This window comes from Thalassobacillus devorans (assembly GCF_900176565.1).
GTDB lineage: Bacteria > Bacillota > Bacilli > Bacillales > Halobacillaceae > Thalassobacillus > Thalassobacillus devorans_A.
The window spans coordinates 967,982-992,113 of record NZ_FXEH01000006.1 but is presented as its reverse complement, the minus strand read 5'-3'; the positions used below and the strand labels follow the sequence as shown (position 1 = coordinate 992,113).

The window sequence follows — 24,132 nt, the reverse complement described above, 5'->3', positions numbered from 1 at the left end:
TCTGTTATTATTGTTTAGTTAGTAGAAACGCGAACACCCTGAATATAAATGTTCACTGAGTTTACGGATAATCCCACTGTTTTATTCAACGTATATTTGACTTGAGATTGGACGTTGTGAGCAACTTCAGAAATTTTCGTCCCGTAGCTTACGATGATATACATATCAATATGCAATGAATCATCTTCCTGTCTGACCACCACGCCTTTAGAAAAGTTCTCTTTTCTGAGGATTTCTGCAATACCATCACGCAGCTGGCTTTTTGAAGCCATCCCTACGATTCCATAGCATTCAACAGCGGCACCGCCTGCGATGGTAGAAATTACTTCGTTACTGATTGTTACTTGACCATATTTAGTATTCATATCAACAGACATGATGATCCTCCTTCGTCCCTGTTCGTTTATTCCCTATATTATAACACATTCACAAGCTTGTCAGGATTATCGCTGGTACTTATCCGTTCTGGGCATCTATCGTGTCTTTTTCAAAGATTGCCCCTATAATACTTTGGATGAATTCAAGCGTTCTGTCAAGTGAAAATTCTTGATATAATTTAACAGCAATTATTGCAATCCTGATTGCATTATGATACATTGTATAAGTATTTCAAGATATACTTGTAAGCACTAGGAGGGATTACCATGGGACGTAAATGTGTAGTAACTGGACGCAAAACAACTTCAGGTAACAATCGTTCGCACGCTATGAACGCTAATAAACGTAATTTCAAGGCTAATGTACAAAAAGTACGCATTCTAGTGGATGGAAAGCCTAAAAAAGTTTATGTATCTGCCCGTGCACTTAAATCTGGTAAAGTAACACGCGTATAATCACGCAGTAGTATGCCTGTCACTGACAGGCATTTCGTTTACTTTAATACAGTAATTTTTTACATTTTTTCTATTAAGCTTTCTTAAAGTACAAAAAAAGCACCCTGCGCCGGGGTGCTTTTTTTGTTACCCTTTTTTAAAGGTTCCTATGACAGCTCTGACAAAGCCACCAATAAATTTTGGGAGTTTAATGGTATAAAATTTCAATGAGTCCCCCTCCTCTTTCCTGAATCAACTGCGGACAAGCTGTATGGTGCGCATTCTCAACTATCTCGACTCCTTATTAACAATAGTATGCCTTGGTCGTAGGAAAAAGTACCATATTCTTTTACAAGCTTATTTGACATACAAAGAGTGGACCCGAGGGGCAGGTCCCTGTCGTTCAATGGGTAATAAAAACCATCGAGTGAGAGCTTCTTTACCGTCATAGATATCGGAATAAAAGAGATATAAGGGTAACCATCGACTTTTTTGACTCGATGATTACCTGGTGTAGTAAGTTCAATCTGGTTCTGTTGATCAATTATTACAGCCGGTACATTCGCCCGTTCTGTCTGATGCAGCAAATGAATATTGGCGAGCGTATGATCGATTCGGCCGCCGGTCACCCCAAACAGGTAAATCTGGTCAGGTTTTTCTTTCAAAGCTGCTTTGACTGCCAGCTCGAGATCGGTGTCGTCTTTTTCTTCCGGATGAACGTCCATATGTTTGGCACAATTCCTGATTTCTTCCAGACGATTTTCGGTCACCGAATCAAAATCACCGACAGCCAGGCTGATGGGAATGCCCTGTTCCAGTAATACTTCCGCTCCTTGATCCGCACCAATCCATATCATATTGTCTTTATCATATTCCGTTAAATCAGGGATATACCGTTTCGGTCCCCCTCCGACTATGGCTACGTGTTTCATCTGCCACACTCCTCACTGAATGGAAACAGCCGCACCATGTGCGGCTGTCTGATTAATAGGCGTTCTTGATCGCATCAATGGCTGCTTTTCTGTCTTCTTTATTGAAGACGGCACTACCGGCAACCAGTACATCAGCACCAGCTTCCACACAGGTGCGGGCTGTATCTTTGTTGACCCCTCCATCAATTTCTATTTCAAAGGATAACCCCAATTCTTTTCTCCAATGGGAGATCTGTTGTATCTTAGGCACGACGGAGTCAATGAAAGATTGCCCGCCGAAACCAGGGTTGACCGTCATCAACAATACGAGATCGACATCCTGAAGAATTGGTTTGATCGTTTCTGCGGGGGTCGCCGGATTAATGACAACGCCTGCTTTCACGCCATGACTTTTGATCAATTGAATGGTGCGATGCAGGTGTACATTCGCTTCCTGATGTACGGTAATAATGTCAGCGCCTGCTTTTGCGAATGCTTCAACGTATTGTTCGGCATTTTCTATCATTAAGTGAACATCTAATGGAAGATCCGTAACTGGACGGACAGCATCGACAATTAATGGGCCGATGGTGATATTGGGAACGAAATGTCCATCCATCACATCAATATGGATGTAGTCCGCTCCTCCATTCACTACTTCTTCGATTTCCTGTCCCAGCTTTGCAAAGTCTGCAGACAATATAGAAGGTGCTATCTTTGTCATAGTCAATACCTCGGCTTTCTGGTTTGGATTTCTTCTAAAAACTGTAAGTAATGGTCGTAACGCTGGCTTGATATCTCTTCATTATCTACAGCAGCTTTTACGGCGCATTTCGGCTCTTTTTTATGGAGACAGCCTCTGAATTTGCATAAATGCTGTACTTCCCGGAATTCCGGGAAACATTCCGGCAGCTGATCTTCTTCCAGGTCCTGAAACTCCAATGAGCTGAACCCAGGCGTATCAGCTACCAGCCCACCTGCAATTTCAAATAGTTCTACATGGCGGGTTGTGTGTTTCCCACGACCGAGACTTTCTGAGATCTCATTGGTTTCAATAGCCAAAGCAGGATCCAGGTGATTCAAGAGAGTGGATTTTCCTACACCTGACTGACCAGCAACTACGGTGATCTTGTCAGTCAAATGTTTTTCAATTTGATCGAGTGCCATATCTGTTTCCTTAGACGTAAGGATGACGGGATAGCCGATTCTCTCGTAGATGGCTTGAAACGCTCTGATCTTCTCTTTTTCTTCCGCTCCATCAACCTTTGAGATGACAATCAAAGGTTCAATACGGTTCGCTTCAATCAGGACAAGAAAACGGTCCAGCAGCAAAGGGTTGAAATCCGGGTTCTTGGCAGAAGTCATGATTAATGCTTGATCCACGTTGGCGATTGGCGGGCGTACCAGTTCGTTCCTCCGGTCTTCAATAGAAAGCACATAGCCCTCCTGTTGGTTTTCCGCTTCAAACGTGACTTCATCACCTACCAGCGGAGTGATCTTTTGCTTCCGGAATACGCCTCTTCCTCTACACTGATAAACTTCTCCGTCTGAATAGACATAATAGAAGCCGCTCAACGCTTTTATTATTTTTCCTACTGGCATTTTTTCACCATCCTAATATGCAACCGTTTCTTCGGCAACTGTTTCTCCATCTCGTACAACTCGGTAACTTGCTTCTGAGCCAGGGGCAATAATCAACTCGATATCAAATTCTGTATCTTCTGTTATCATCGTTTTTTCGTAAACTTCGGAGATATCATTTTCCATATCATTCACATAGATGATTACTTCCTGTTCCTGTGGTTCTTCTTCGTTATTTTCATCCTGTCCTTGTTCGTCTGTATTCTCTTCTTCATCTGTTTCTTCCTGTGCCGGCTCGTAAGGAACCTCGACCGTCACCGTTTTAGTATGCGGCTTCGCTTCCGGGCCTTTGGAAATGACAATCGTAACAGTCGAGCCTTCATTCACTTCCTGGTATGGGTCTGGCTTCTGGGACATGACCAGTCCTTCTCCGGTACTATCGGAAAAAGATTCTTCTACTTCGACCCCGAGGTTGTTCTCTTCTAAATACCTTTCCGCATCAGCCTGTGAACGCCCCCTTAAATCCTGTAACATGACAGTAGGCGGACCAGCACTGACTTCAAAGATGACCCGGGTATCTTCAGGAACTACGTCTTCATCCGGCTGGGGCTGGATCTGTTCGATAATGGTCCCGGCAGGATATTCCGTGGAACGCTCCTGGATGCTTCTTACACTGGCATAGCCATTTTCCTCCAACTCGGTCTTAACTTTTTCAAAATCCTCACCGACATAGTCGCCAAAAGTCGCGGTCTCTTTTCCATCGCTGGAAAAAACGGTCACGGTCGATCCCTCTTTGATCGTCTTCCCTGCCTCAGGGTTCGTTCTAACCACATATCCCTCTTCTACTGTATCGGAGTACTCCGTTTTTCTTTCGACTTGCAGATTCAAGTTTCTAAGTTCACTAAACGCTTCTTCATATTCCATCCCAGTCACATCGATCATTTCAACATCTTTCGGCTCTAACAATCCCGGTATTAGCAATAACGCGGCAATGCCGCCAGCCAGCAGCACTAGAAATATTGTCAGCAGCCAAGGCCAAACCTTCTTTTTCTTTTTCTTTTTCTTCTTCTCTTTCAGTTCTTCTGAATTTTCCCGGGGCTGTTCATTCATGATCGGTACTGGCTTGGTACCATGGCTGTTTCCATTGGTGTGGACGATTGTTTCATCACTGTGATGATTTTCGAATGCTTCTTTTGTAATGACGGGGATCGCTTTCGTTTTTTCGTCTATATCATCCTCATCAATAGTGAAAGGAGCTTCATCTTTTCTTGCAGGGTCCAGCGATGTTTCTAAATCCATTTCCATCTCATGGGCGTTGCCATACCGTTGCAGCGGATCTTTGGCAGTCGACTTCAAGACAACGTTTTCCACGCTCTGCGGCAGGTCAGGGTACCAACGCTTCATGGAAGGTGTATCATTTTGAAGGTGTTTCAATGCCACCGAAACCGCCGATTCACCAGAAAATGGGAGCCTGCCAGTCAATAATTCAAATAATACGATTCCCATGGAATAAATATCTGATTTTTTGGTAGCAACGCCTCCCCTGGCCTGTTCCGGTGAAAGGTAGTGGACCGAGCCAAGGATTGAATTCGTTTGGGTGAGCGCTGTAGCACTAAGTGCCATCGCTATACCAAAATCGGTTACTTTTACTTGTCCAAAATGATCGATCAAAATGTTTTCTGGTTTGATGTCCCGGTGGACAATTCCGTTCTCATGGGCATGAGCGATTGCGGATGTCACTTGCTGCATGATAGCAATGGCATCGGAAACATCTACAGGACTGTTCAGCTGTATGTATTTCTTCAATGTCATCCCGTCGATATGTTCCATGACCATATAATAAATGTCATCTTCTTCGCCTACATCATAGATATTCACTATATTGGGATGAGAAAGACTTGTTGCTGATTGTGCCTCCCGGTGGAACCTTGCAATGAATTCTTCATCGTTTCCATATTCCAGACGAAGCACTTTGATGGCAACATCCCGCTCAAGAATGGTGTCTTCAGCTAAATAAACGTTCGCCATCCCACCGCCGCCGATCATTTCTTTAACCAGATACCGCTCGTTCAACAGGCGGTTGTTCAACATTACATGCCACCCTCTTTCTCATTGGGGTGATCATAATGCACGAGTGCCAAGGTAATGTTATCTTCTCCGCCTCTTTCATTCGCGATAGTAACCAGCCTGTTTGCAGCTTCTTCCAGTTCAAGCGGGTGTTTGACAAGGTCATATAATTCTTCATCTGTTAATTTGTTCGTCAGTCCATCACTGCATAACAGTAAAACATCTTCTTTTTCCCAGCCTATCGACTGGACATCAATAGACAGTTCCGGTTCCGTACCAAGCGCCTTCAGTAAAACGTTCTTCCGTGGATGCTGTTCCGCATCCTCTTTAGTAATTTGGCCGGATCGGACAAGTTCGTTCACTAATGAATGGTCCTCTGTCACCTGCTTGAATCCATATTGATTGGCTAAATAACATCTGCTGTCTCCAATATGGGCAATGGTTACAAATTCATTCGTACATATGGCTGCTACAACCGTCGTACCCATCCCTTTACATTCTTCATTTGTAGTGGAATGGTCTAATATCGTCTGGTTGATGGAATGGATGGCCTGTTTCAGCCATTCTTCCGCCTGCTCCGGTGAAGTTATTTTTTCGGCACTCTGCCAATGGTTATGTAAATAAGAAGTGGCCATTTCACTAGCCACATCTCCTGCACGGTGACCGCCCATCCCGTCCGCTACTACTGCGAGAGTCTGGTGACGGCCGTTAACAAAGAGGCCGCCCGCGTCTTCATTATGGTTTCTCACCTGGCCTCTATCGGTCAAAAAGTACCCGTTCATCCTTTCACCTCGTCTTCAAATACAAAATTTTTTTATAGGTTATTCTAGCTTTGTTTAAGCAATCTCGTCAGAAAGAACCCATCTGTATCATAGTGCTGGGGGAAAAGCTGCAAGCCATAGTCACTCAGCCCCGGCGCCTCCTTCAGTTCATCAGGGAGATCGTTTCTGAAAGCAGGGTCGACGATATATTCCGGGTGGTTGGTCAAAAACCGCTCAATGACCTGCTCATTTTCACGAGCATCTACTGTACATGTACTATAAACGAGTTTGCCGTCCTTCTTCAACAATGGGGCCATACTCTCCAGCAATTCATCCTGTATGGAGGATAGCACCAGGATATCTTTTTCTTGTTTATGGTATTTAATGTCCGGCTTGCTGCGCAACACGCCAAGCCCGGAACAAGGGGCATCCAGGAGAATCCTGTCAAAGCTTTCCGGCTTATGTTTGTCACCGAGAGCTCTGCTGTCGGCCTGTCCGGCGGTTATGATAGAGAGATCAAGCTGTTTCGCCTTTTCAGCCACCAGTTTTGCTTTTTTGGCATGAAGGTCGTAAGCGATGACGTTCCCTTCATTTTGCATTTTTTCAGCTATATGGGTAGTCTTTCCCCCAGGAGCGCTGCAGGCATCAAGCACGGTCATCCCAGGATTCACGTCCATCATTTCTCCCACCAGCATCGAGCTTTGATCCTGAATCGTAAGGGTCCCATTATGAAATAAATCATGCTTTAGTATGTTGCCTTTATGGATTAAAATACCTTGCCCCGAGAGCATCGAAGGCGATACCTCAAAGCCCTCGTTCATCAGTTGTTCCATTACCTCACGCCTGTCCGCTTTCATCGGCTGGACACGGACACTGACCGTTTTGTGAGTAAGGTTCGTATGACACATGTCGCTCGTCGTTTCTAATCCGTACATATCCACCCAACTGGCTACCAGCCATTCCGGGTGACTGGTTTCAATGGCAAGCCGACGGATCGGGTCTTCGATTTTACTTGTGTCCGGGACTCCTTCCCGCTGTATGTTACGAAGTACGCCATTGACGAGAGAAGCGATTCCTTTGTGGCCTCTTTTTTTGGCTATTTCTACAGCTTCATGAATAATGGCATGGTCGGGTACCTTATTTAAAAACTGCATTTGATACACCGACATATAGAGCAGCCACTTCACCCAGGGACGCAGCTTCTTCTTTCCTTTGAGACGGTCATCAACATAATAGGCTAAAAGATTGCGGTGCTGCAAGGTTCCATAAACAATTTCTGTCAAAAGTGCTCCGTCCCGCTCCATGAGCTCTTCCTGTTTCATCGCCCGGTCAATCAATACGTGACTGAAACCGCCTTGTTCACCGATCCTGGTCAATAAATCCAGGGCGGTTTCCCGTAATACAAATTTACTCATTGCCTTCTCCTAACTTATCCCCACGCTGTAATTTACTTCCTGCGCCATTCAGGAAATCAGCAGCAGACATGCGTTTTTTTCCCGTTGGCTGCAGTTCTGTTATTTTAATTCCGTTCTCATCACCGGTCATGACGACAAAGCCGTCTTCCTGTACATCCGTTACTTCACCAGGTTCACCTTTCCCAGGTGCAGCCACTTTTTCTCCCCACCATACTTTCATCGGCTTTCCCTTCCAATAGGTGTAGGCGACAGGCCATGGGTGCAGACCGCGAATCTGGTTATAAACGGTCTCATAGTCATTTGTCCAGTTGATCTCTTCCTGCTCCCGTTTGATATTGGAAGCGAAGGTGACGAACGTTTCATCCTGCTTCTTCGGCTCCAGCTCTCCGTTTAAAAGCTTTGGCAGGGTCTCATGAAGAAGTTCTGCGCCGGCAAGAGACAGTTTGTCATGGAGTGAACCGACGTGGTCATCTTCTTCGATCGTTACTTTTACTTGTGAGAGAATATCACCAGCATCAAGTTTCTCCGCCATGTACATGATGGTGATCCCCGTCTTTTTTTTCCCTTGTAAAATCGCGTAGTGGATAGGGGCACCACCGCGAAGTTCGGGTAATAAAGAAGCATGCACATTGATACATCCATGCTTTGGTGCTTCAAGCAAATCTTTCGGCAATATCTGACCGAAAGCTGCGGTTACAATGAGATCCGGTTCATACGCCAGCACCTTCTCGTACTCATTTTTTATTTTTTCCGGCTGAAATACAGGGATGCCGTGCTTCTCGGCTGCTGTTTTTACTGGAGGGGGGGTCATTACCCGCTTTCTCCCTTTTGGCCGATCCGGCTGTGTAACGGCCAGTACAACCTCATAACCGTCTGTGATTAGTTGTTCTAAAACGGGAACAGCAAAGTCTGGTGTTCCCATGAATGCGATTTTTGTCATGATTGGCGGCTCCCTTCTTTACATGAGCTGGTATGGTTGAAAATCAATCGAAATCTGCAGCTCATTCTTTCTGATATCTTCATCGTAATAATGTAGCACTTTTTTCAATAATTTCCGCTGCTCTGGTTCTTGCTTGTATTTTATCATGCATTGGTAACGATATCTATCTTTGATACGGGCGAGCGCAGAAGGAGTCGGACCAAGGATGGTGGTACTGTCTGATAATTTCCCTTTCAGGAACTTGCATATTTTCTGAGTGACCTCCTGTGCCTTCAATTGATTAGGATGGGACACGGTAATCAGGGTCAAATAATAAAAAGGCGGATATTGGAATGCCTTCCGCAGTTTCATTTCATGATTGAAAAATTGATCATAGTCATACTGGCTCGCAAGTTCAATGCTATAGTGTTCTGGGGTGTATGTCTGTACCACTACCTCCCCTGGTTTCAAGTGCCGTCCTGCACGCCCGCTGACCTGGGTCAATAGTTGAAATGTTTTTTCAGCTGCACGAAAATCCGGGAGGTTCAGCAGCGAATCTGCAGTCAATACCCCAACGAGTGTCACATTTTGAAAATCAAGTCCCTTCGCAATCATTTGCGTTCCTAGCAGGATATCCGCTTCTCCTCGCCCAAACTGGGAGAGCAGTTTTTCGTGGGCGCCTTTTCTTCTGGTGGTATCGACATCCATCCGAACGACTTTCGCCTCAGGGAGCAGCTGCTGGAGGTTTTCTTCCACCTTTTGAGTCCCTGTGCCAAAATAGCGGATCGATTCACTTTCACATTCTGGACAGCGGCTAGGCAAAGGTTCTTCAAAGCCACAATAGTGGCATTTTAAACGCTCCTGCTTCCGATGATAGGTGAGAGCAATGTCGCAATGAGGGCACTCGCTGACATAACCGCAATCCCGGCACATGACGAAGGTCGAATAGCCGCGCCGGTTTAAAAACAAGACAACCTGCTCCTTACGATGTAACCGTTCCTGTATTTTTTCCATCAACACCCGTGAAAACATGGACCTGTTACCGGCATGCAGCTCTTCTCTCATATCGACCAGTTCAACTTCCGGCATGGAAGCATCATTCATTCGTTTCGAAAGCGTCAACAGACGATAATTCCCTTTCTTCGCGCGTGCGAAGGTTTCGAGTGTCGGTGTGGCACTTCCAAGTACAACCGGACAGTTATGCCGCTCCCCACGATAGATAGCTACATCCCGGGCATGGTAACGCGGGTGGTCCTCCTGCTTGTAACTGGTCTCGTGTTCTTCATCGATGATAATGATGCCCAGTTTCGTAAATGGGGCGAAAATAGCCGAACGGGCGCCAACGACCACTTGCACTTCTTTCCGCTGGATCTTCCGCCACTCATCATATTTCTCTCCCGCTGACAACGCACTATGCATGACCGCTACACGGGAACCGAACCGCCCCTTGAAGCGCTCGACCATTTGCGGTGTCAAAGCGATTTCCGGAACAAGCATAATCGCTTCTTCTCCCTTATCGATAACTTCCTGGATCGACTGGAGATAAATCTCGGTTTTTCCGCTGCCAGTCACCCCGTGAAGCAGCATGACTTCATGGCTATTCGTTTCGATATCCTTAAGTACCGGCGTTATCGCCGCTTGTTGCTCCTCTGTCAGTGGAAAGGGGTCTGTTCGTTCAAATTCTCTGTTCTTATAAGGGTCGCGGTAGACTTCCTGTTTGAATTCCACGATTAACCCTTTTTCTAACAATGGTTTTAACGAAGCCCTTGTGGTTTTCAGCTCAGCCAGCAAATGTTTCTGGGAGACCGGTTCCGGATTTTCGATGAAGTAGTGGATGACTTCTTTTTGTTTCACCGCCTGTTTCGGGAGATCAACGGCAGATTCTTCCAGTTCTAAGGAGCTTTTTCCAGGCTGTATCATTCGGGTTGTCTTTTTCGTTTCCTTGCTTTTCACTTCATAATGCACATCGATCAATCCATCATGAACTACCTTCTGCAATTGATGGTAGCTGATGCCAGCCTGTTCAAACTCTTCAAAATCGATGACATCACGGCCGGCGAACAGCTGCTCTAACGCCTGAGGCAGTTCCTCTTCGTCCAGGCGCCATAGTTCTTTTTTGTATTTAGCTTTCAGCACCTGGGGCAGCATTACTTGAAACGATGAAATGTAAAAGCTCAGCGTCTTATCGGTCAGCCACTTACCAAGATTAAGCAGTTCACTGGTAAGAATCGGGGTCAAATCAAGCACGTCCGAGACCGGCTTTAATTTGTCAAATTCACTTTCATCCGTTAATGCAACGACATACCCCATCACTTTACGGGGACCGAACGGAATGATGACTCGCACTCCAGGCTGCACAATCCCCTGATACTTGTCCGGAATACGATAATCGAAGGGACGATTCGTCTGGGATGAGGGTACATCGACAACAACCCGGGCAATGTTCTGGCTACTCATGAGTGATATCCAACTTTATCTGATTGAAAATATGTTGAGCCAATTGTTGCTTACTCATCATCGGGAGCTCCGTTTCCTCAAAATTACGGTTTATATATACTGCTGCATTAGTATCATAACCAAACCCCGCCCCTTCAACTGCGACATTGTTCACGACGATGGCATCCAGATTTTTCTTTTCCAGCTTCTCTTTGCCATAGTCTAAAGGATTGGTTGTTTCCGCGGCAAACCCTAACAGGAATTGATGCTTTTTTTCCTCGCCAAGGGTTTTTAGAATATCTTTGGTACGTTCCATTTCTACTACATAATTGCCAGGCTGCTTTTTCATCTTTTGTTCGTAAGTGACTGCCGGCCGGTAATCTGCCACTGCAGCCGATTTGATGACAATATCCTGGGCATCAAAACGATCGTGGACAGCCTGATACATCTCTTCGGCAGTAATGATACCTATCCGATTGACCCCTGGGGGTGTATCAAGCTGGACTGGACCTGCAACCAGTGTTACGGAAGCTCCCAGCCTCGCCGCTTCCTCTGCCAGGGCAAAGCCCATTTTTCCGGTGGATGGATTGGTGAAATATCGGACGGGATCGATTTTTTCTTGTGTCGGACCTGCTGTTACCAGTACACGCTTCCCTTCCAGCCAGCCGGGACGATCGACCTTCTCCAACACCGATACAATCGTTTCCGGCTCTTCCAGCCGCCCTTTGCCAACATAGCCACAGGCAAGATAACCTTCACCAGGTTCAATGAATTTATAGCCCCACTGTTCCAGTGTCTTCATGTTTTTGATGACAGCAGGGTGGGCATACATATGTACATTCATTGCCGGGGCTACATAAACCGGAGCTTCTGTAGCCAGCAGGGTTGTGGAGAGCATATCATCTGCAATCCCATTGGCCAGCTTCCCAATGATATTTGCGGTCGCAGGTGCAATTAAAAATAAATCCGCCCAGTCCGCTAAATCAATGTGGGCAATATACCGGGGATCTTTTTCATCAAATGTATCGGTATAGACCGGATTTCGTGACAACGCCTGGAAAGTTAGGGGTGTGACAAATTCCATCGCACTCTCCGTCATGATTACTTTAACCTCAGCCCCCGCCTGTACGAGTTTACTTGTTAATGCACTTGCTTTATAAACGGCAATACCCCCGGAAACACCGAGCACAATCCGCTTTCCCTTCAGCATAACCATCTTCTCCCTTTACTTCTTAATCGATTAGTCCTTATCTATAGGGAAAGCCGCGCTAAGTACAGCATTGAGCGCGGCTTTCTTTCATACTAAAAGTTTTCAGCTTCCCACTGAATTGTTTTCATGAACGTTTCAGTTTCTGAGATTAGAATTGACGTTCCTGAATTTCATCCGCGAATGAATAGGTAAGTTTTCCTTCACGGATTTCTTCCAGAGCCACTCCAACAAACTTATCAGACTGAGGTTTTTGAATCATCGGTTCGCCCTCCTGTTGAAGTTCGCGTGCTCTGCGAGCGGATAGTGTTACTAACGTATACTTGGACTTGATTTGCTTTTGCAATGAATCGATAGATGGTTCGAGCATCATGATTGACCAGCCTCCAGTGCTTTTTTATATTGTTTGGCGACACGTTCCCGTTTGCAATGTTCACTCATGACGATGGATTGTACTTTTTTGACCGCATGATCAACCTCATCATTAACGACTACATAATCATAGGCATCCATCATTTCAATTTCTGTTCTCGCCTGATGCAGACGGTTTTTGACCTTCTCTTCTGTTTCCGTACCACGGCTTACAATCCTGTCTTTTAAATCTTCCAGGCTCGGTGGAATGAGGAAAATGAATACGCCTTGCGGAAAGTTCTCTTTCACCTGAAGAGCTCCCTGGACCTCAATTTCCAGGAATACGTCTCTCCCTTGCTCCAGTGTCTCTTCCACATAATCCCTCGGTGTCCCATAATAATTGCCTACATATTCAGCATGCTCGAGCAATTTACCCTCTGCTATCAATCTTTCAAATTCTTCACGGCTTTTGAAAAAATAATCGACACCGTCAGTTTCCCCTTCCCGGGCGCCCCGAGTGGTCATAGATATCGAGTACCTCAGATCTGTCGATTGTTCGAAAAGAGATTTCCTGACGGTTCCTTTTCCAACACCGGATGGACCTGAGAGTATGAATAAAATGCCTTTCTCTTCAATCACTTTGTGTCCTCCTAGTTTTCATCAGATATATCGTCATGACTGATCACCCGTTGCCCTACTGTTTCTGGTTGAACAGCGGAGAGGACGACGTGGTCACTATCCGTAATGATGACCGCTCGTGTACGGCGGCCATATGTAGCATCTACTAATTTATTATTGTCTCTTGCAACGGTAATAATACGTTTAATCGGAGCAGACTCCGGTGATACGATTGAAATCACCCTATTTGCAGAGACGACATTACCGAATCCTATGTTGATCAATTTCAGACTCAAAACAGTTCCTCCTTCATGACACGTTCTCTTTGCATTACTTATATTATAAGGAAAAAATGCAAGCAGTGTAAATTGTATGATTCCTATGGTTGTTTTTCAAGCTGGTGAAGGAGGTGGCTCCCTATTCCGCTTGTGAAAAAATCGCTTTGCCCGTACAGGGGAAAGAACTTCATCCTTATTCTACATTTTGGACTTGTTCTTTGATTTTTTCAATTTCACTCTTTAATAATACCACCCATTCGCTGATTTTGGCATCATTTGATTTAGAGCCGATGGTATTTACCTCCCGATGCATTTCCTGCACGATGAAGTCCAGACGACGACCAATGGCATCCGTCTTTTCTATTGTAGCGCTAAATTGTTCGATATGGGAACGAAGCCGCGTTAATTCTTCTGTAATATCCCCTTTTTCAGCGAGCAAAGCGACATCCTGCAAAATCCGGGATTCCTCCGCCTTCAATTCTTCCTGAACATATTGTTCAATACGATCCTTTATCCTTTCCCGGTAGGCTTCGATGACTGTTTCCCTTCTATCGGACAGTTTGTCAATGACCTGGTGAATCCGGGATAAACGATCAAGCATATCCTGTTTTAAAGCAGCACCTTCCTGTTCCCTCATTTGCACTACTTTTTTGACTGCCGCCCCGAGTGTTGTTAACAGGGTACGTTCCAGCCGGCTTTCATCCTGCTCTTCTTCCTGCACGGTAAAGACATCTTCCAGCTTTGTTACAAGATCGACTGTCAATTCGCCGGACAACCCATATCGCGCCTGCATTTCCTCCAGACGTTCCATATATTGGTCCACCAGGCTCCAATTCACCTTCAGTTTTTGGCTGCCCAGTCCTTCACCGTCAACCGTGACGAAAACATCTATTTTTCCACGCCGAATCGACTGTTGTATCACTTTTTTCATTTTATCTTCTAAAAACAAAAATGACCGTGGCATTTTCGTCGATATATCCAGAAATCGATGGTTAACTGCCCTGACTTCCAGACTTACCCGCGTTTCTTCCAGATCGACCGTTTCTCTTCCATATCCTGTCATACTTGTTACCATTACCATCACACCCGTCAACTCATTATCTTTCCATGCTGTTCTCCATTTTATCAAAAAGACTTCCTCCATGGCTACGAAAAACACGCAGGATGATAGAGAACCCCCCCATAAACATGCTATACTAGCAACATTGAGAGGTGAACGCACATGTCATTTGATGGAGTTGTAACTCGAGCCGCAACCAATGAATTGAATGAAACGTTAGCAACAGGAAGAATCATGAAAATCTATCAGCCAACAGAAACAGAATTGGTTTTTACGGTGAGATCCCATCGCAAAAACCATTCATTATTATTATCTGTGCATCCAAGCTATGCCAGATTTCACCTGACCGATGATAATTATTACAACCCGAAGGAGCCGCCGATGTTCTGCATGTTATTACGCAAGCATCTGGTCGGTGGTTTCATTGAAGAAATTGAGCAGGTCGAGATGGAGCGGATTGTCCGTTTCCGTATCAAAAGCAGGAATGAACTGGGCGATGAAACGACCAAAATACTGATCATCGAAGTGATGGGAAAACACAGCAACATCATCCTCGTTGATGAAGAAAAAGGCCATATCCTGGACAGTATCAAGCATCTTCCGCCGTCCCAAAACCGCCACCGGACGGTCATGCCCGGCCAGCCCTATAAATTTCCGCCGGAACAAGGGAAAATCAACCCGCTTAAAATCGACGGTGACTCATTCGTCCGGAAACTTGATTTCAATGCAGGAAAAATGGACAGGCAGATATTGAATATTTTGATGGGGTGCTCCCCATTGATTACCAGGGAACTCGCCCACCAGGCAAGGCTGGGGTCAGTGGATAGGTACAAGGAAGCTTTCCTATCATTTCAACAGCAATTGGCAAACCATGATTATACGCCAAGCATTTTATATGGAAACAAGGAGCAATTCTATGTGCTCCCTCTTTCAACGCTGGAAGGAGAACGCGAAACTTTCGACCGGGTAAGTGATATGCTGGACGCCTTCTATTCAGGTAAGGCGGAACGTGACCGTGTCAAACAGCAGGCCGGAGATTTATACCGCTTCCTGAAAAATGAACGGGATAAAAATATCCGAAAGATCAAAAAGCACCAGCAAACATTGAAAAAAGCGGAGAAGGCGGATGATTATCAAAAAGAAGGGGAACTGTTGACAGCTCACTTACACCTTGTAAAACAGGGTGATAAAAAAGTAGATGTCGTCGACTACTATGACCCGGAACAGCCGACGATTTCCATCGAGCTGAACCCGAATAAAACACCAAGTGAAAATGCCCAAAGCTTATTCCAAACCTACCAAAAGATGAAAAAATCAAAACAAGTGGTCCAGGAAGAAATTAATAAAGCGGAAACAGAAATCAGTTATCTGGATCAGTTGATTGAACAGGTAGAGAAAGCCAGGGAACAGGATATCGATGAAATCAGAGAAGAACTGCGCGAGGAAGGCTATCTGAAGAAGAAACCTCAGACGCAAAAACGCAAAAACAAACCAAAGACACCGGAACCGGAAACATTCCATTCCAGTGACGGCACCACAATTTACGTGGGACGTAACAATAAGCAAAATGAATATTTGACCAACCGGCTGGCGAACAAAAATGATGTCTGGCTTCATACGAAAGACATCCCAGGCTCCCATGTTGTCATACGGTCGAATGATCCATCGGAAGATACATTGTTGGAGGCAGCACAGCTTGCCGCTAATTTCAGTAAGTCTTCCCAGTCATCTTCCGTACCGGTCGACTACACGCTGATCAAGCATGTCAAAAAACCCTCAGGCGCTAAACCAGGGTATGTCATCTATGATAACCAGCAGACATTGTTCGTAACTCCAGATCCGACGTTTATTAAGAAACTAAAAAAGGATGGCTCCTCCCAATAGGGAGAACCATCCTTTTTTTGCTTGTAGCAAGTCTGTAAAGCTTATTATTTTGTTAAGAAGTAGATGAATACGAGGATGGTTGCTCCATAGGAAAAAACCGCCTGGAGCCAGTATCTATTTTTTTCTCTCCGGAGCAGCCATTTGTTCCACAGAAAAAAAACTCCCACTCCTGCCACCAGCGTCAAAACCGGTGGCCAGGACCACATGCTTTCCATAAAAGAATAAGTAAACCATACATAAAGATAGCCAAAACATGTAATCAATCCAAGAATGGCATTTGTAAGTATGAACATGGAATGTTTACGTGATTTCATTATGCACCACCATTGTCGCTCTGATGTCTATATACACTATATGGTACATAACTCAAGCCCTCAGCACAACTCAACTGTCTCTATCCCTGAAAAACCTTTCGGTGTGTGCATAAGAAAAATTATTCAATTAAACCAACGAAAAGTCGAAGACTTTGATTTCGAGATGTTTACCTGCCGTTACTAACGTAACGGAAACAGGGAGTTTTACTGTAAGAGGGCTTGGTATTAAAAGGCGGATGGTTCGCGCTGCCATTGTTCTAATTTCGCTTCGGCTTCTTCATCCAGCTGACCGTCTTCCCTCATATAAGCAATCAGTTCCTTAAAATCAGTGAGGGTCTGGTAAGTAAATCCTGCTTGTTCAAAAGCCTCTGCGGCTTCCGGAAGGCCGTAGCTGAAAATTGCCAGCACTTGAACAACTTCTGCTCCCGCTTCCTGCAATGCTTTAGCAGCTTCAATGGATGACTTTCCTGTGGAAATTAGATCTTCAATGACCACAACCCGATCCCCTGGATTAATCTTTCCTTCAATCTGGTTTCCTTTCCCATGCTTTTTTGCAGACGATCGGACATACACCATAGGTAAATCCATCGCTTCTGCGATAAAAGCTGCATGAGGAATGCCAGCTGTCGCACAGCCGGAAATGACATCGACAGTTGCATCCATTTCTTTGATGCGCGCGACAAACTTATCCCTGATTTCCCGTCTGATTCCAGGATAGGACATCGTCAGACGGTTATCACAATAGATGGGTGACTTCAGTCCGGATGTCCACGTAAATGGCTGATCTGGACGAATCTGGACCGCTCCTATTTCCAAGAGACTTTTACTAATATTTTGGTTATCAGTCATGGTTCCACTCCTCGACTATTTGTTGATAGCTTTTTCCCGGATGTTCAGCGGCAGTGATTGCCCTTCCGACAACGATAGCGTCTGTACCTTCCTGCTTTGCTTCTTTTGGCGTGGCAGCCCGTTTCTGATCGTTGCGCGCACTTCCTTCCGGCCGGATACCTGGCGTTACCGTTAAAAAGTTGTCACCACAGGCTTCTTTGATGGCTTTTACTTCATGAACCGAACATACAACACCATCGGCTCCTCCTTCTTTTGCCAGTTGTGCAAGGTGAATGACAGATTCCTTAACGGTTCCCTGTTGTCGCAGTTCTTCTGTAAACATCGTTTGGTCGGTAGAAGTAAGCTGTGTTACCGCCAGTAATACCGGACGCGCCTTGCCTTGACACCCGGCTTCCAGCCCTTCTCTTGCAGCGGCGATCATTTCTATTCCTCCCTGGGCATGGACATTGACGACTTCCACGTCGAGACGGGCAAGGTTACGCATCGCCTTTTTTACGGTGGTAGGGATGTCATGCAGTTTCAAATCCAGAAAAATAGGATGCTGGCGTTCTTTCAGGCTGGATATAATAGCCGGTCCTGATTGATAAAAAAGTTCCATCCCCACTTTGACAGGAAGCGAAGCCAGGTGGTGATAATCCAAAAAGTCGATCGCCTGTCTATCTGTTTCCATATCCAATGCTATATATAAAGGGTCAACGGTTTTCAACGGTGTGCTCCTCCTATCATTTCTTCCACCTGATCAAATCCATAACGTTCCATCGCTTCGGGGAACTGATCAATCAGTTCTTTACAGATGAATGGATTTTTGAAATTGGCGCTGCCAACAGCAACCGCACTTGCACCAGCAAAGAGGAATTCGATGATATCATCTACTGTTTCAATTCCACCCATGCCAATAATGGGGAGGTCAACCTCCTGGTAGACCTGATAAATCATCCGGATGGCGATCGGCTTGATGGCTGGACCGGACAGTCCGCCTGTCTGATTGGCAATAATCGGCTTCCTGCGCTGAAGGTCCAGTCGCATACCTGTTAACGTATTGATCATGGATAAGCCATCAGCTCCCGCCTTTTCCACTGCTTTTGCCATCCCTACTATATCTGTGACATTCGGCGACAGCTTGACATACACCGGCACTTCACTTGCTTGTTTCACCTGTCTGGTAACTTCAGCAGCAAGGGCTGCATCGGTACCGAACTGCACCCCGCCCTCTTTGACATTCGGACAGGAGATATTCAGTTCCAGCGCTTTGATCGTACTGCTCTGTGATATCTTCTCTGCCACTTCGACATACTCTTCCACCGTGCTGCCAGCTACGTTGGCAATCACAGGGGTATCATAATTACTTAAATACGGGAGTTCATCTGAAATGATTCGATCCACACCTGGGTTTTGCAGGCCGATGGCGTTCAGCATACCGGCAGATGTTTCTGCAACCCGAGGAGTAGGGTTACCGTAGCGTGTCTCGCCGGTTGCCGCTTTAATGATGATAGCCCCAAGCTCAGATAAGTCATAAAACTCACTGAACTCTTTTCCGAAACCAAAGCATCCGGAGGCCGGCATAATTGGGTTTTTCAAATCTAGTCCTGGCAGCGAAAGGTTTAGCTTCGTCATAGAATCACCTCACCTGTTCGGAAGACAGGGCCATCATGACAGATTTTGCGGTAACCTTTGGCATCGCCTTCCGGGGCTTGCACGACGCAGGCAAAGCATGCTCCGACACCACAGCCTAATCGCTCTTCTATCGAAAGATACCCTTCATAGCCGTCCAGTTTTTCAGATACAGCTTTTAACATAACGGCCGGCCCGCATGAGAAATAAGTATCGAAGCGCCCGTCCAAGTCAGGAAGTATGTCTGTTACAAAACCTTTATTTCCGTATGACCCGTCATTGGTAGTCACGAATACTTCCCCCAACTCACGGAATTCTTCCTCAAAAAAGACCGAGGCTTCGTGCTGAAATCCTAGCACGGTCGTAACCTCGATCCCTTTCTCCTTTAACTGTCTCGCCAGATAGTACAAGGGTGGAACACCAATTCCGCCACCGACAAGCAGCGCCCGTTCCGCAGATATGCTATCGATTAGAAACCCATTACCGCCAGGGCCAAGTACATCGAGGTGATCGCCGCTCTGCATTTTCGACAGAGCAGCGGTCCCCTTTCCAAGAATCTTATAAAGAATCGTCAATGTTCCCTTGGCTGGATCAGCATCAGCTATTGATATCGGACGTCTTAGTGAGTCGCTTTGATCGATCAGTATGTGGACAAACTGGCCTGGCTGCTTGATTTCAGCTGGCAGATCCCCTAGCAATACCATTCGATAGGTGTCTTCTGCAATTCGTTCATGGGAGATAATTTCCATCTCTTCCCGGATCATCATGATAGCGTCACCTCACGATTACCGATCGATCTTGCTGTAAAGGACATGGAATCAATCACATCTACAATCGCTTTTGCCGTGTCCAGGCTGGTCAGGCAGGCAATGCCGTGTTCCACTGCAGTACGGCGGATCCGGAAGCCGTCGCTGCGTGACTGCTGTCCTTTTGTGAACGTATTGACGACAAATTGGACATTGCCTGACTGGATGATATCGATGATATTCATATCCGTAGCTCCTACTTTACTGACTGTCTGTACCGGTATACCAGCAGATTGAATGGCATCGGCTGTACCGATGGTTGCATAAAGCCTGAAGCCGAGTTCATGGAAAGTACGGGCGATCTCAAGCGCTTCTTTTTTATCCTTATCAGCAACGGTCAGCAGCACAGAACCTTCGACAGGTATCTTGAGGCCGGCCGCTGTCATTCCTTTGTATAAAGCTTTTTCGAGCGTGCTGTCATATCCGATGACTTCACCGGTTGATTTCATTTCTGGTCCAAGTGTTGTATCGACACTGCGCAGCTTTTCGAAAGAGAAGGCAGGCACTTTCACGTAGACACCATCCGGGCAGCCTGCTACACCAGTTTCATACCCAAGTTCTGTCAGGTTTTGCCCAAGGATAGCTTTTGTTGCCAGGTTGGCCATTGTAATACCGGTAATCTTACTTAAAAATGGCACAGTCCTGCTCGCCCTTGGATTCACTTCGAGTACATAAGCTGTACCGTTATGGACGACGAATTGGATGTTGATTAGCCCTTGCATATTCAATTCCCTGGCAATTTTGATCGTCGCATCGACACATTGCTGCTTTAATTCCTCGCTGAGTCGCTGGGATGGATAAACTGCCATCGAATCTCCGGAATGGACACCCGCACGCTCGATGTGTTCCATGATGCCAGGAATGACGACTGTCTCTCCATCGCTGATCGCGTCCACTTCAATTTCCATCCCTGTTAAATATTTATCGATCAATATCGGGTGATCACTGTAATCTCTTACGGTCTCCTCCATATAGGAAAGCAATTCTGTTTCTCCATAGACAATTTCCATCGCACGCCCTCCGAGTACATAAGAAGGACGGACCACTACAGGATAACCGATTTGACGCGCTGTAACGATCGCTTCATCGACACTGGTGACACTTTCTCCACCAGGCTTTGCTATTTCCAGTCGATTGAGAAGCTGTTCGAACAGATCCCTGTCTTCTGTTTCATTGATGGCTTCCATGGTGGTTCCGAGGATTTTAACTCCTCTCCGGCTGAGCCCATCGACCAGGTTGATTGCTGTCTGTCCACCGAACTGTACAATGACCCCTTCCGGTTTTTCCAGTTCGATGACATGCATCACATCTTCTAATGATAATGGTTCAAAGTACAATTTATCGGAAACACTGAAATCCGTTGACACCGTTTCCGGGTTATTATTCATAATGATGGCTTCAAAGCCCATTTCCTTCAAGGCGAGTACCGAGTGTACGGTGGCATAGTCAAACTCCACACCCTGGCCAATCCGGATCGGTCCGGAACCGATGACGAGCACCTTCTTCCGGTCGGTAACAACGGATTCGTTCTCTTCTTCATAGCTGCTGTAATAATATGGTGTCTCTGATGCAAACTCACCGGCGCACGTATCTACCATTTTATAGACAGGAGTGATCTGATTCGTAAGTCGGTACTGATAGACTTCATCTACCTCATCCCCTGTCAGCCGGGCTATTTGCTGATCGGAAAACCCTAACTGCTTCGCTTTCCTGATCGGTTCGTAGGAAAGCTTTTCTGCCGTAATTACCTTTTCCAAATCAATCAGCTTTTTCAGCTTATGAAGGAAAAAGAAATCAATGCCGGTCAGGTCATGCAGTTCCTCCAGTGTCCGGTTGCGGCGCAATGCTTCTGCCAGTACGAATATCCGTTCATCATCCGCTTTAATGAGCCGCTGATCAAGCACTTCGTCAGGAAGATCAGTCAGATAACCGAGATACAGCTCTTCGGTTTTCCCCTCCAGCGAGCGGACACCCTTCATCAGTGATTCTTCAAAATTCCGGCCGATGGACATGATTTCACCAGTTGCTTTCATCTGTGTACCAAGAATCCGGTTACCTTTTGCAAATTTATCGAAAGGCCAGCGTGGAATTTTGGTCACAACGTAGTCAAGTGCCGGCTCGAAACAAGCATATGTGGTACCGGTGACCGGGTTCTTGATTTCATCAAGGGTAAGTCCCACCGCAATTTTAGCAGCAAGTTTTGCGATCGGGTAACCAGTCGCTTTGGAAGCTAGTGCCGATGAACGGCTGACACGCGGATTCACTTCAATCACATAATATTGGAAGCTTTCAGGGTCAAGCGCTAACTGAACGTTACAGCCGCCCTCTATTCCAAGCGCCCGGATAATTTTCAAAGAAGCGTTCCTTAAGAGTTGATATTCCCGGTCACTTAACGTCTGAGATGGCGCCACCACAATGGAATCCCCTGTATGGATACCCACCGGATCGAAGTTTTCCATGTTACAGACTACGATGGCATGGTCGCTTTTATCCCGCATCACTTCGTATTCCACTTCTTTGAAACCGGCGATATTCTTTTCAATCAGGCATTGATTCACCGGGGAAAGGGACAGGCCGTTGCGGGTAATTTCCCGCAGCTCTTTTTCATTGTCGCACATTCCTCCTCCGGTTCCGCCCATCGTATATGCAGGACGAACGATGACAGGGTAGCCGATTTCCGCAGCAAAGTCTGTTGCAGTCTCGACACTGCTGACGATTGTACTATCCGGCACCGGCTCGTTGAGTTCATGCATTAAATTACGGAAGATCTCCCGGTCCTCCGCCTTTTCAATCGCCTCCATTTTCGTACCGAGCAGTTCGACACCATAATCTTCCAGAATCGTAGTCTTGCTCAGTTCCATTGCCAGATTCAGCCCGGTTTGTCCTCCAAGGGTAGGCAGAATGGCGTCCGGCTGCTCTTTCCGGATGATTTTGGTCATGAACTCCACGGTTAGCGGCTCCATATAGACTTCATCCGCGAACGTATAATCGGTCATAATCGTTGCTGGATTCGAGTTAGCAAGAATGACTTCGTAGCCTTCTTCTTTCAATGCCTGGCAGGCTTGAGTTCCTGAGTAATCGAATTCGGCTGCCTGGCCGATGATGATCGGTCCTGAACCAATAACTAGAATTTTTTTCAAATCTGTACGTTTAGGCATACGGCTTCCTCCTTCTGCTGCTTCTTACTGGTGCGAATATTGGTTAGAAATTCATCGAACAGGCTCTCGGTGTCTTCCGGGCCTGGAGAACTTTCCGGATGGTATTGAACAGAAAATACCGGATGAACGCGGTGGGCGAGTCCTTCTACCGAGTCGTCATTCAAGGATGTTTGGGTCAGTTCCAGTTCAGTCGTTTCCAAAGAAGTCTGGTTTACGGCATAGCCATGGTTCTGTGAAGTGATATATGTTTTACCGGTCCTCAAATCTTTGACAGGCTGATTAGACCCACGGTGACCAAACTTCATTTTCGACGTGTCCGCCCCGCTTGCTAAAGCGATCAGCTGATGCCCGAGGCAAATCCCGAATATCGGCACGTGACCAATGAGCTGTTTGATCGTCTCAATTGCTTCTGGCACATTTTTCGGATCTCCCGGACCATTGGTCAACATGATCCCATCAGGTTTCAAGCGGTTGATTTCCTCGGCACTGGTATCGTAAGGAACAACGGTTACATGGCAATCCCGTTTCGTCAATTCCCTCAATATCCCGTGTTTCATTCCGAAATCCATCAGTACGATCCGGCATCCCCTTCCAGGTACGACATATGGTTTGATCGTTGACACCTGGCTGACCTGGTCTGTTGGCAAGGCTGTATGATCAAGCAATTCCAATACTTCCGAAACAGACCGCTCCATGGATGTGATCATCGCTTTCATGGTTCCGTGCTTACGAATGATTTTCGTAAGCTTGCGGGTATCAATGCCCGAGATACCTGGAATTTGCTTTGCTTTTAAAAATTCATCCAGTGTCTCTTCACTTCTGAAATTGGATGGTGTGTCGCAGTGCTCCTTCACTACAACCCCTAAAATGGCCGGGTCGACTGATTCGAAATCATCCCGGTTGATGCCATAATTCCCGATTAACGGGTAGGTGAAGGTGACGATTTGCCCGCAGTAAGAGGGGTCAGAAATGATTTCCTGATAACCTGTCATTCCTGTATTGAAAACAATTTCTCCGATAGAATCCTCTTCACTTCCAAATCCTTCGCCAACAAAATAACTGCCATCTTCCAATACCAATTGTTTGATTGTCAT

Annotated in this window: 24 protein-coding genes; 2 read left to right on the top strand and 22 right to left on the bottom strand. The window is 46.0% G+C overall.

Annotation, left to right across the window (positions count from 1 at the left end):
• Positions 1–14 precede the first annotated feature (14 nt).
• Positions 15–377, bottom strand: coding sequence for an Asp23/Gls24 family envelope stress response protein (locus B9Y67_RS15930; protein ID WP_062445785.1), 363 nt, complete (start codon positions 375–377; stop codon positions 15–17).
• A gap of 267 nt (positions 378–644) precedes the next feature.
• On the opposite strand from B9Y67_RS15930, the gene rpmB reads away from it, so the two are divergent.
• A complete protein-coding gene (rpmB, locus tag B9Y67_RS15925; RefSeq protein ID WP_028782733.1) occupies positions 645–833 on the top strand; it encodes a 50S ribosomal protein L28 in 189 nt (62 codons plus the stop codon).
• A 126-nt stretch (positions 834–959) separates the two neighbouring features.
• On the opposite strand, the gene spoVM is transcribed toward rpmB, so the two are convergent.
• The 14 genes from spoVM to B9Y67_RS15855 form a co-directional block, all read right to left on the bottom strand.
• Positions 960–1,040, bottom strand: a complete 81-nt coding sequence (spoVM, locus tag B9Y67_RS15920) for a stage V sporulation protein SpoVM (RefSeq protein WP_037985670.1) — start codon at positions 1,038–1,040, stop codon at positions 960–962.
• 56 nt (positions 1,041–1,096) lie between these two features.
• Entirely contained in the window at positions 1,097–1,744 is a 648-nt protein-coding gene (locus tag B9Y67_RS15915) for a thiamine diphosphokinase (protein WP_085508169.1), read from the bottom strand.
• A 52-nt stretch (positions 1,745–1,796) separates the two neighbouring features.
• Positions 1,797–2,447 (bottom strand): ribulose-phosphate 3-epimerase, encoded by a 651-nt coding sequence (rpe, locus tag B9Y67_RS15910; RefSeq protein ID WP_085508167.1) that lies wholly within the window; start codon positions 2,445–2,447, stop codon positions 1,797–1,799.
• A gap of 2 nt (positions 2,448–2,449) precedes the next feature.
• Entirely contained in the window at positions 2,450–3,325 is an 876-nt protein-coding gene (rsgA, locus tag B9Y67_RS15905; protein ID WP_085508165.1) for a ribosome small subunit-dependent GTPase A, read from the bottom strand.
• Positions 3,326–3,337: 12 nt separating this feature from the next.
• Positions 3,338–5,395 carry a Stk1 family PASTA domain-containing Ser/Thr kinase gene (gene pknB, locus B9Y67_RS15900; protein WP_085508163.1) on the bottom strand — a complete coding sequence of 686 codons (2,058 nt, stop codon included), beginning with the start codon at positions 5,393–5,395 and terminating at the stop codon, positions 3,338–3,340.
• On the bottom strand, positions 5,395–6,153 hold the full coding sequence (locus B9Y67_RS15895) for a Stp1/IreP family PP2C-type Ser/Thr phosphatase (RefSeq protein WP_085508161.1): 759 nt from the start codon (positions 6,151–6,153) through the stop codon (positions 5,395–5,397). The genes pknB and B9Y67_RS15895 overlap by 1 nt, the downstream gene beginning before the upstream one ends.
• A gap of 44 nt (positions 6,154–6,197) precedes the next feature.
• Positions 6,198–7,547 (bottom strand): 16S rRNA (cytosine(967)-C(5))-methyltransferase RsmB, encoded by a 1,350-nt coding sequence (gene rsmB, locus B9Y67_RS15890; RefSeq protein WP_085508159.1) that lies wholly within the window; start codon positions 7,545–7,547, stop codon positions 6,198–6,200.
• Positions 7,540–8,487, bottom strand: a complete 948-nt coding sequence (gene fmt / locus B9Y67_RS15885; protein WP_085508157.1) for a methionyl-tRNA formyltransferase — start codon at positions 8,485–8,487, stop codon at positions 7,540–7,542. The genes rsmB and fmt overlap by 8 nt, the downstream gene beginning before the upstream one ends.
• A gap of 18 nt (positions 8,488–8,505) precedes the next feature.
• Positions 8,506–10,923: a primosomal protein N' gene (gene priA / locus B9Y67_RS15880; protein WP_085508154.1), complete on the bottom strand. Its 2,418-nt coding sequence runs from the start codon at positions 10,921–10,923 to the stop codon at positions 8,506–8,508.
• Positions 10,916–12,112: a bifunctional phosphopantothenoylcysteine decarboxylase/phosphopantothenate--cysteine ligase CoaBC gene (gene coaBC / locus B9Y67_RS15875; RefSeq protein ID WP_085508151.1), complete on the bottom strand. Its 1,197-nt coding sequence runs from the start codon at positions 12,110–12,112 to the stop codon at positions 10,916–10,918. The genes priA and coaBC overlap by 8 nt, the downstream gene beginning before the upstream one ends.
• A 148-nt stretch (positions 12,113–12,260) precedes the next feature.
• The gene (gene rpoZ, locus B9Y67_RS15870; protein ID WP_085508149.1) at positions 12,261–12,482 is read right to left on the bottom strand and encodes a DNA-directed RNA polymerase subunit omega; all 222 of its coding nucleotides are present in this window, start codon (positions 12,480–12,482) and stop codon (positions 12,261–12,263) included.
• Positions 12,479–13,099, bottom strand: coding sequence for a guanylate kinase (gmk, locus tag B9Y67_RS15865; RefSeq protein ID WP_085508148.1), 621 nt, complete (start codon positions 13,097–13,099; stop codon positions 12,479–12,481). Before gmk ends, rpoZ begins: the two co-directional genes overlap by 4 nt.
• An 11-nt stretch (positions 13,100–13,110) precedes the next feature.
• The gene (gene remA / locus B9Y67_RS15860; protein ID WP_028782721.1) at positions 13,111–13,374 is read right to left on the bottom strand and encodes an extracellular matrix/biofilm regulator RemA; all 264 of its coding nucleotides are present in this window, start codon (positions 13,372–13,374) and stop codon (positions 13,111–13,113) included.
• Positions 13,375–13,549: 175 nt separating this feature from the next.
• On the bottom strand, positions 13,550–14,485 hold the full coding sequence (locus B9Y67_RS15855; protein ID WP_254901828.1) for a YicC/YloC family endoribonuclease: 936 nt from the start codon (positions 14,483–14,485) through the stop codon (positions 13,550–13,552).
• A gap of 93 nt (positions 14,486–14,578) precedes the next feature.
• On the opposite strand from B9Y67_RS15855, the gene B9Y67_RS15850 reads away from it, so the two are divergent.
• Positions 14,579–16,300, top strand: a complete 1,722-nt coding sequence (locus B9Y67_RS15850) for an Rqc2 family fibronectin-binding protein (protein WP_085508146.1) — start codon at positions 14,579–14,581, stop codon at positions 16,298–16,300.
• Positions 16,301–16,344: 44 nt separating this feature from the next.
• Here the strand turns inward: B9Y67_RS15850 and B9Y67_RS15845 are convergent, their stop codons facing one another.
• The 7 genes from B9Y67_RS15845 to B9Y67_RS15815 form a co-directional block, all read right to left on the bottom strand.
• Complete coding sequence (locus tag B9Y67_RS15845) at positions 16,345–16,614, bottom strand: hypothetical protein (RefSeq protein WP_085508144.1); 270 nt, start codon at positions 16,612–16,614, stop codon at positions 16,345–16,347.
• 225 nt (positions 16,615–16,839) lie between these two features.
• Positions 16,840–17,463, bottom strand: a complete 624-nt coding sequence (gene pyrE, locus B9Y67_RS15840) for an orotate phosphoribosyltransferase (RefSeq protein WP_085508142.1) — start codon at positions 17,461–17,463, stop codon at positions 16,840–16,842.
• On the bottom strand, positions 17,456–18,169 hold the full coding sequence (gene pyrF / locus B9Y67_RS15835) for an orotidine-5'-phosphate decarboxylase (RefSeq protein WP_085508140.1): 714 nt from the start codon (positions 18,167–18,169) through the stop codon (positions 17,456–17,458). The genes pyrE and pyrF overlap by 8 nt, the downstream gene beginning before the upstream one ends.
• Entirely contained in the window at positions 18,166–19,077 is a 912-nt protein-coding gene (locus B9Y67_RS15830; protein ID WP_085508137.1) for a dihydroorotate dehydrogenase, read from the bottom strand. Before B9Y67_RS15830 ends, pyrF begins: the two co-directional genes overlap by 4 nt.
• Positions 19,074–19,841, bottom strand: a complete 768-nt coding sequence (locus B9Y67_RS15825; RefSeq protein ID WP_085508135.1) for a dihydroorotate dehydrogenase electron transfer subunit — start codon at positions 19,839–19,841, stop codon at positions 19,074–19,076. Before B9Y67_RS15825 ends, B9Y67_RS15830 begins: the two co-directional genes overlap by 4 nt.
• Positions 19,838–23,038, bottom strand: a complete 3,201-nt coding sequence (carB, locus tag B9Y67_RS15820; RefSeq protein ID WP_085508133.1) for a carbamoyl-phosphate synthase large subunit — start codon at positions 23,036–23,038, stop codon at positions 19,838–19,840. The genes B9Y67_RS15825 and carB overlap by 4 nt, the downstream gene beginning before the upstream one ends.
• Positions 23,017–24,132 (bottom strand): carbamoyl phosphate synthase small subunit, encoded by a 1,116-nt coding sequence (locus B9Y67_RS15815; RefSeq protein WP_085508131.1) that lies wholly within the window; start codon positions 24,130–24,132, stop codon positions 23,017–23,019. The genes carB and B9Y67_RS15815 overlap by 22 nt, the downstream gene beginning before the upstream one ends.

Coding starts and splice junctions, on each gene's coding strand:
- B9Y67_RS15930 (WP_062445785.1), bottom strand. CDS start 377: ATGTCTGTTGATATGAATACTAAATATGGTCAAGTAACAATCAGTAAC.
- rpmB (WP_028782733.1), top strand. CDS start 645: ATGGGACGTAAATGTGTAGTAACTGGACGCAAAACAACTTCAGGTAAC.
- B9Y67_RS15915 (WP_085508169.1), bottom strand. CDS start 1,744: ATGAAACACGTAGCCATAGTCGGAGGGGGACCGAAACGGTATATCCCT.
- rpe (WP_085508167.1), bottom strand. CDS start 2,447: ATGACAAAGATAGCACCTTCTATATTGTCTGCAGACTTTGCAAAGCTG.
- rsgA (WP_085508165.1), bottom strand. CDS start 3,325: ATGCCAGTAGGAAAAATAATAAAAGCGTTGAGCGGCTTCTATTATGTC.
- pknB (WP_085508163.1), bottom strand. CDS start 5,395: ATGTTGAACAACCGCCTGTTGAACGAGCGGTATCTGGTTAAAGAAATG.
- B9Y67_RS15895 (WP_085508161.1), bottom strand. CDS start 6,153: ATGAACGGGTACTTTTTGACCGATAGAGGCCAGGTGAGAAACCATAAT.
- rsmB (WP_085508159.1), bottom strand. CDS start 7,547: ATGAGTAAATTTGTATTACGGGAAACCGCCCTGGATTTATTGACCAGG.
- fmt (WP_085508157.1), bottom strand. CDS start 8,487: ATGACAAAAATCGCATTCATGGGAACACCAGACTTTGCTGTTCCCGTT.
- priA (WP_085508154.1), bottom strand. CDS start 10,923: ATGAGTAGCCAGAACATTGCCCGGGTTGTTGTCGATGTACCCTCATCC.
- coaBC (WP_085508151.1), bottom strand. CDS start 12,112: ATGCTGAAGGGAAAGCGGATTGTGCTCGGTGTTTCCGGGGGTATTGCC.
- rpoZ (WP_085508149.1), bottom strand. CDS start 12,482: ATGATGCTCGAACCATCTATCGATTCATTGCAAAAGCAAATCAAGTCC.
- B9Y67_RS15850 (WP_085508146.1), top strand. CDS start 14,579: ATGTCATTTGATGGAGTTGTAACTCGAGCCGCAACCAATGAATTGAAT.
- B9Y67_RS15845 (WP_085508144.1), bottom strand. CDS start 16,614: ATGAAATCACGTAAACATTCCATGTTCATACTTACAAATGCCATTCTT.
- pyrE (WP_085508142.1), bottom strand. CDS start 17,463: ATGACTGATAACCAAAATATTAGTAAAAGTCTCTTGGAAATAGGAGCG.
- B9Y67_RS15830 (WP_085508137.1), bottom strand. CDS start 19,077: ATGACGAAGCTAAACCTTTCGCTGCCAGGACTAGATTTGAAAAACCCA.
- B9Y67_RS15825 (WP_085508135.1), bottom strand. CDS start 19,841: ATGATGATCCGGGAAGAGATGGAAATTATCTCCCATGAACGAATTGCA.
- carB (WP_085508133.1), bottom strand. CDS start 23,038: ATGCCTAAACGTACAGATTTGAAAAAAATTCTAGTTATTGGTTCAGGA.
- B9Y67_RS15815 (WP_085508131.1), bottom strand. CDS start 24,132: ATGACAATCAAACAATTGGTATTGGAAGATGGCAGTTATTTTGTTGGC.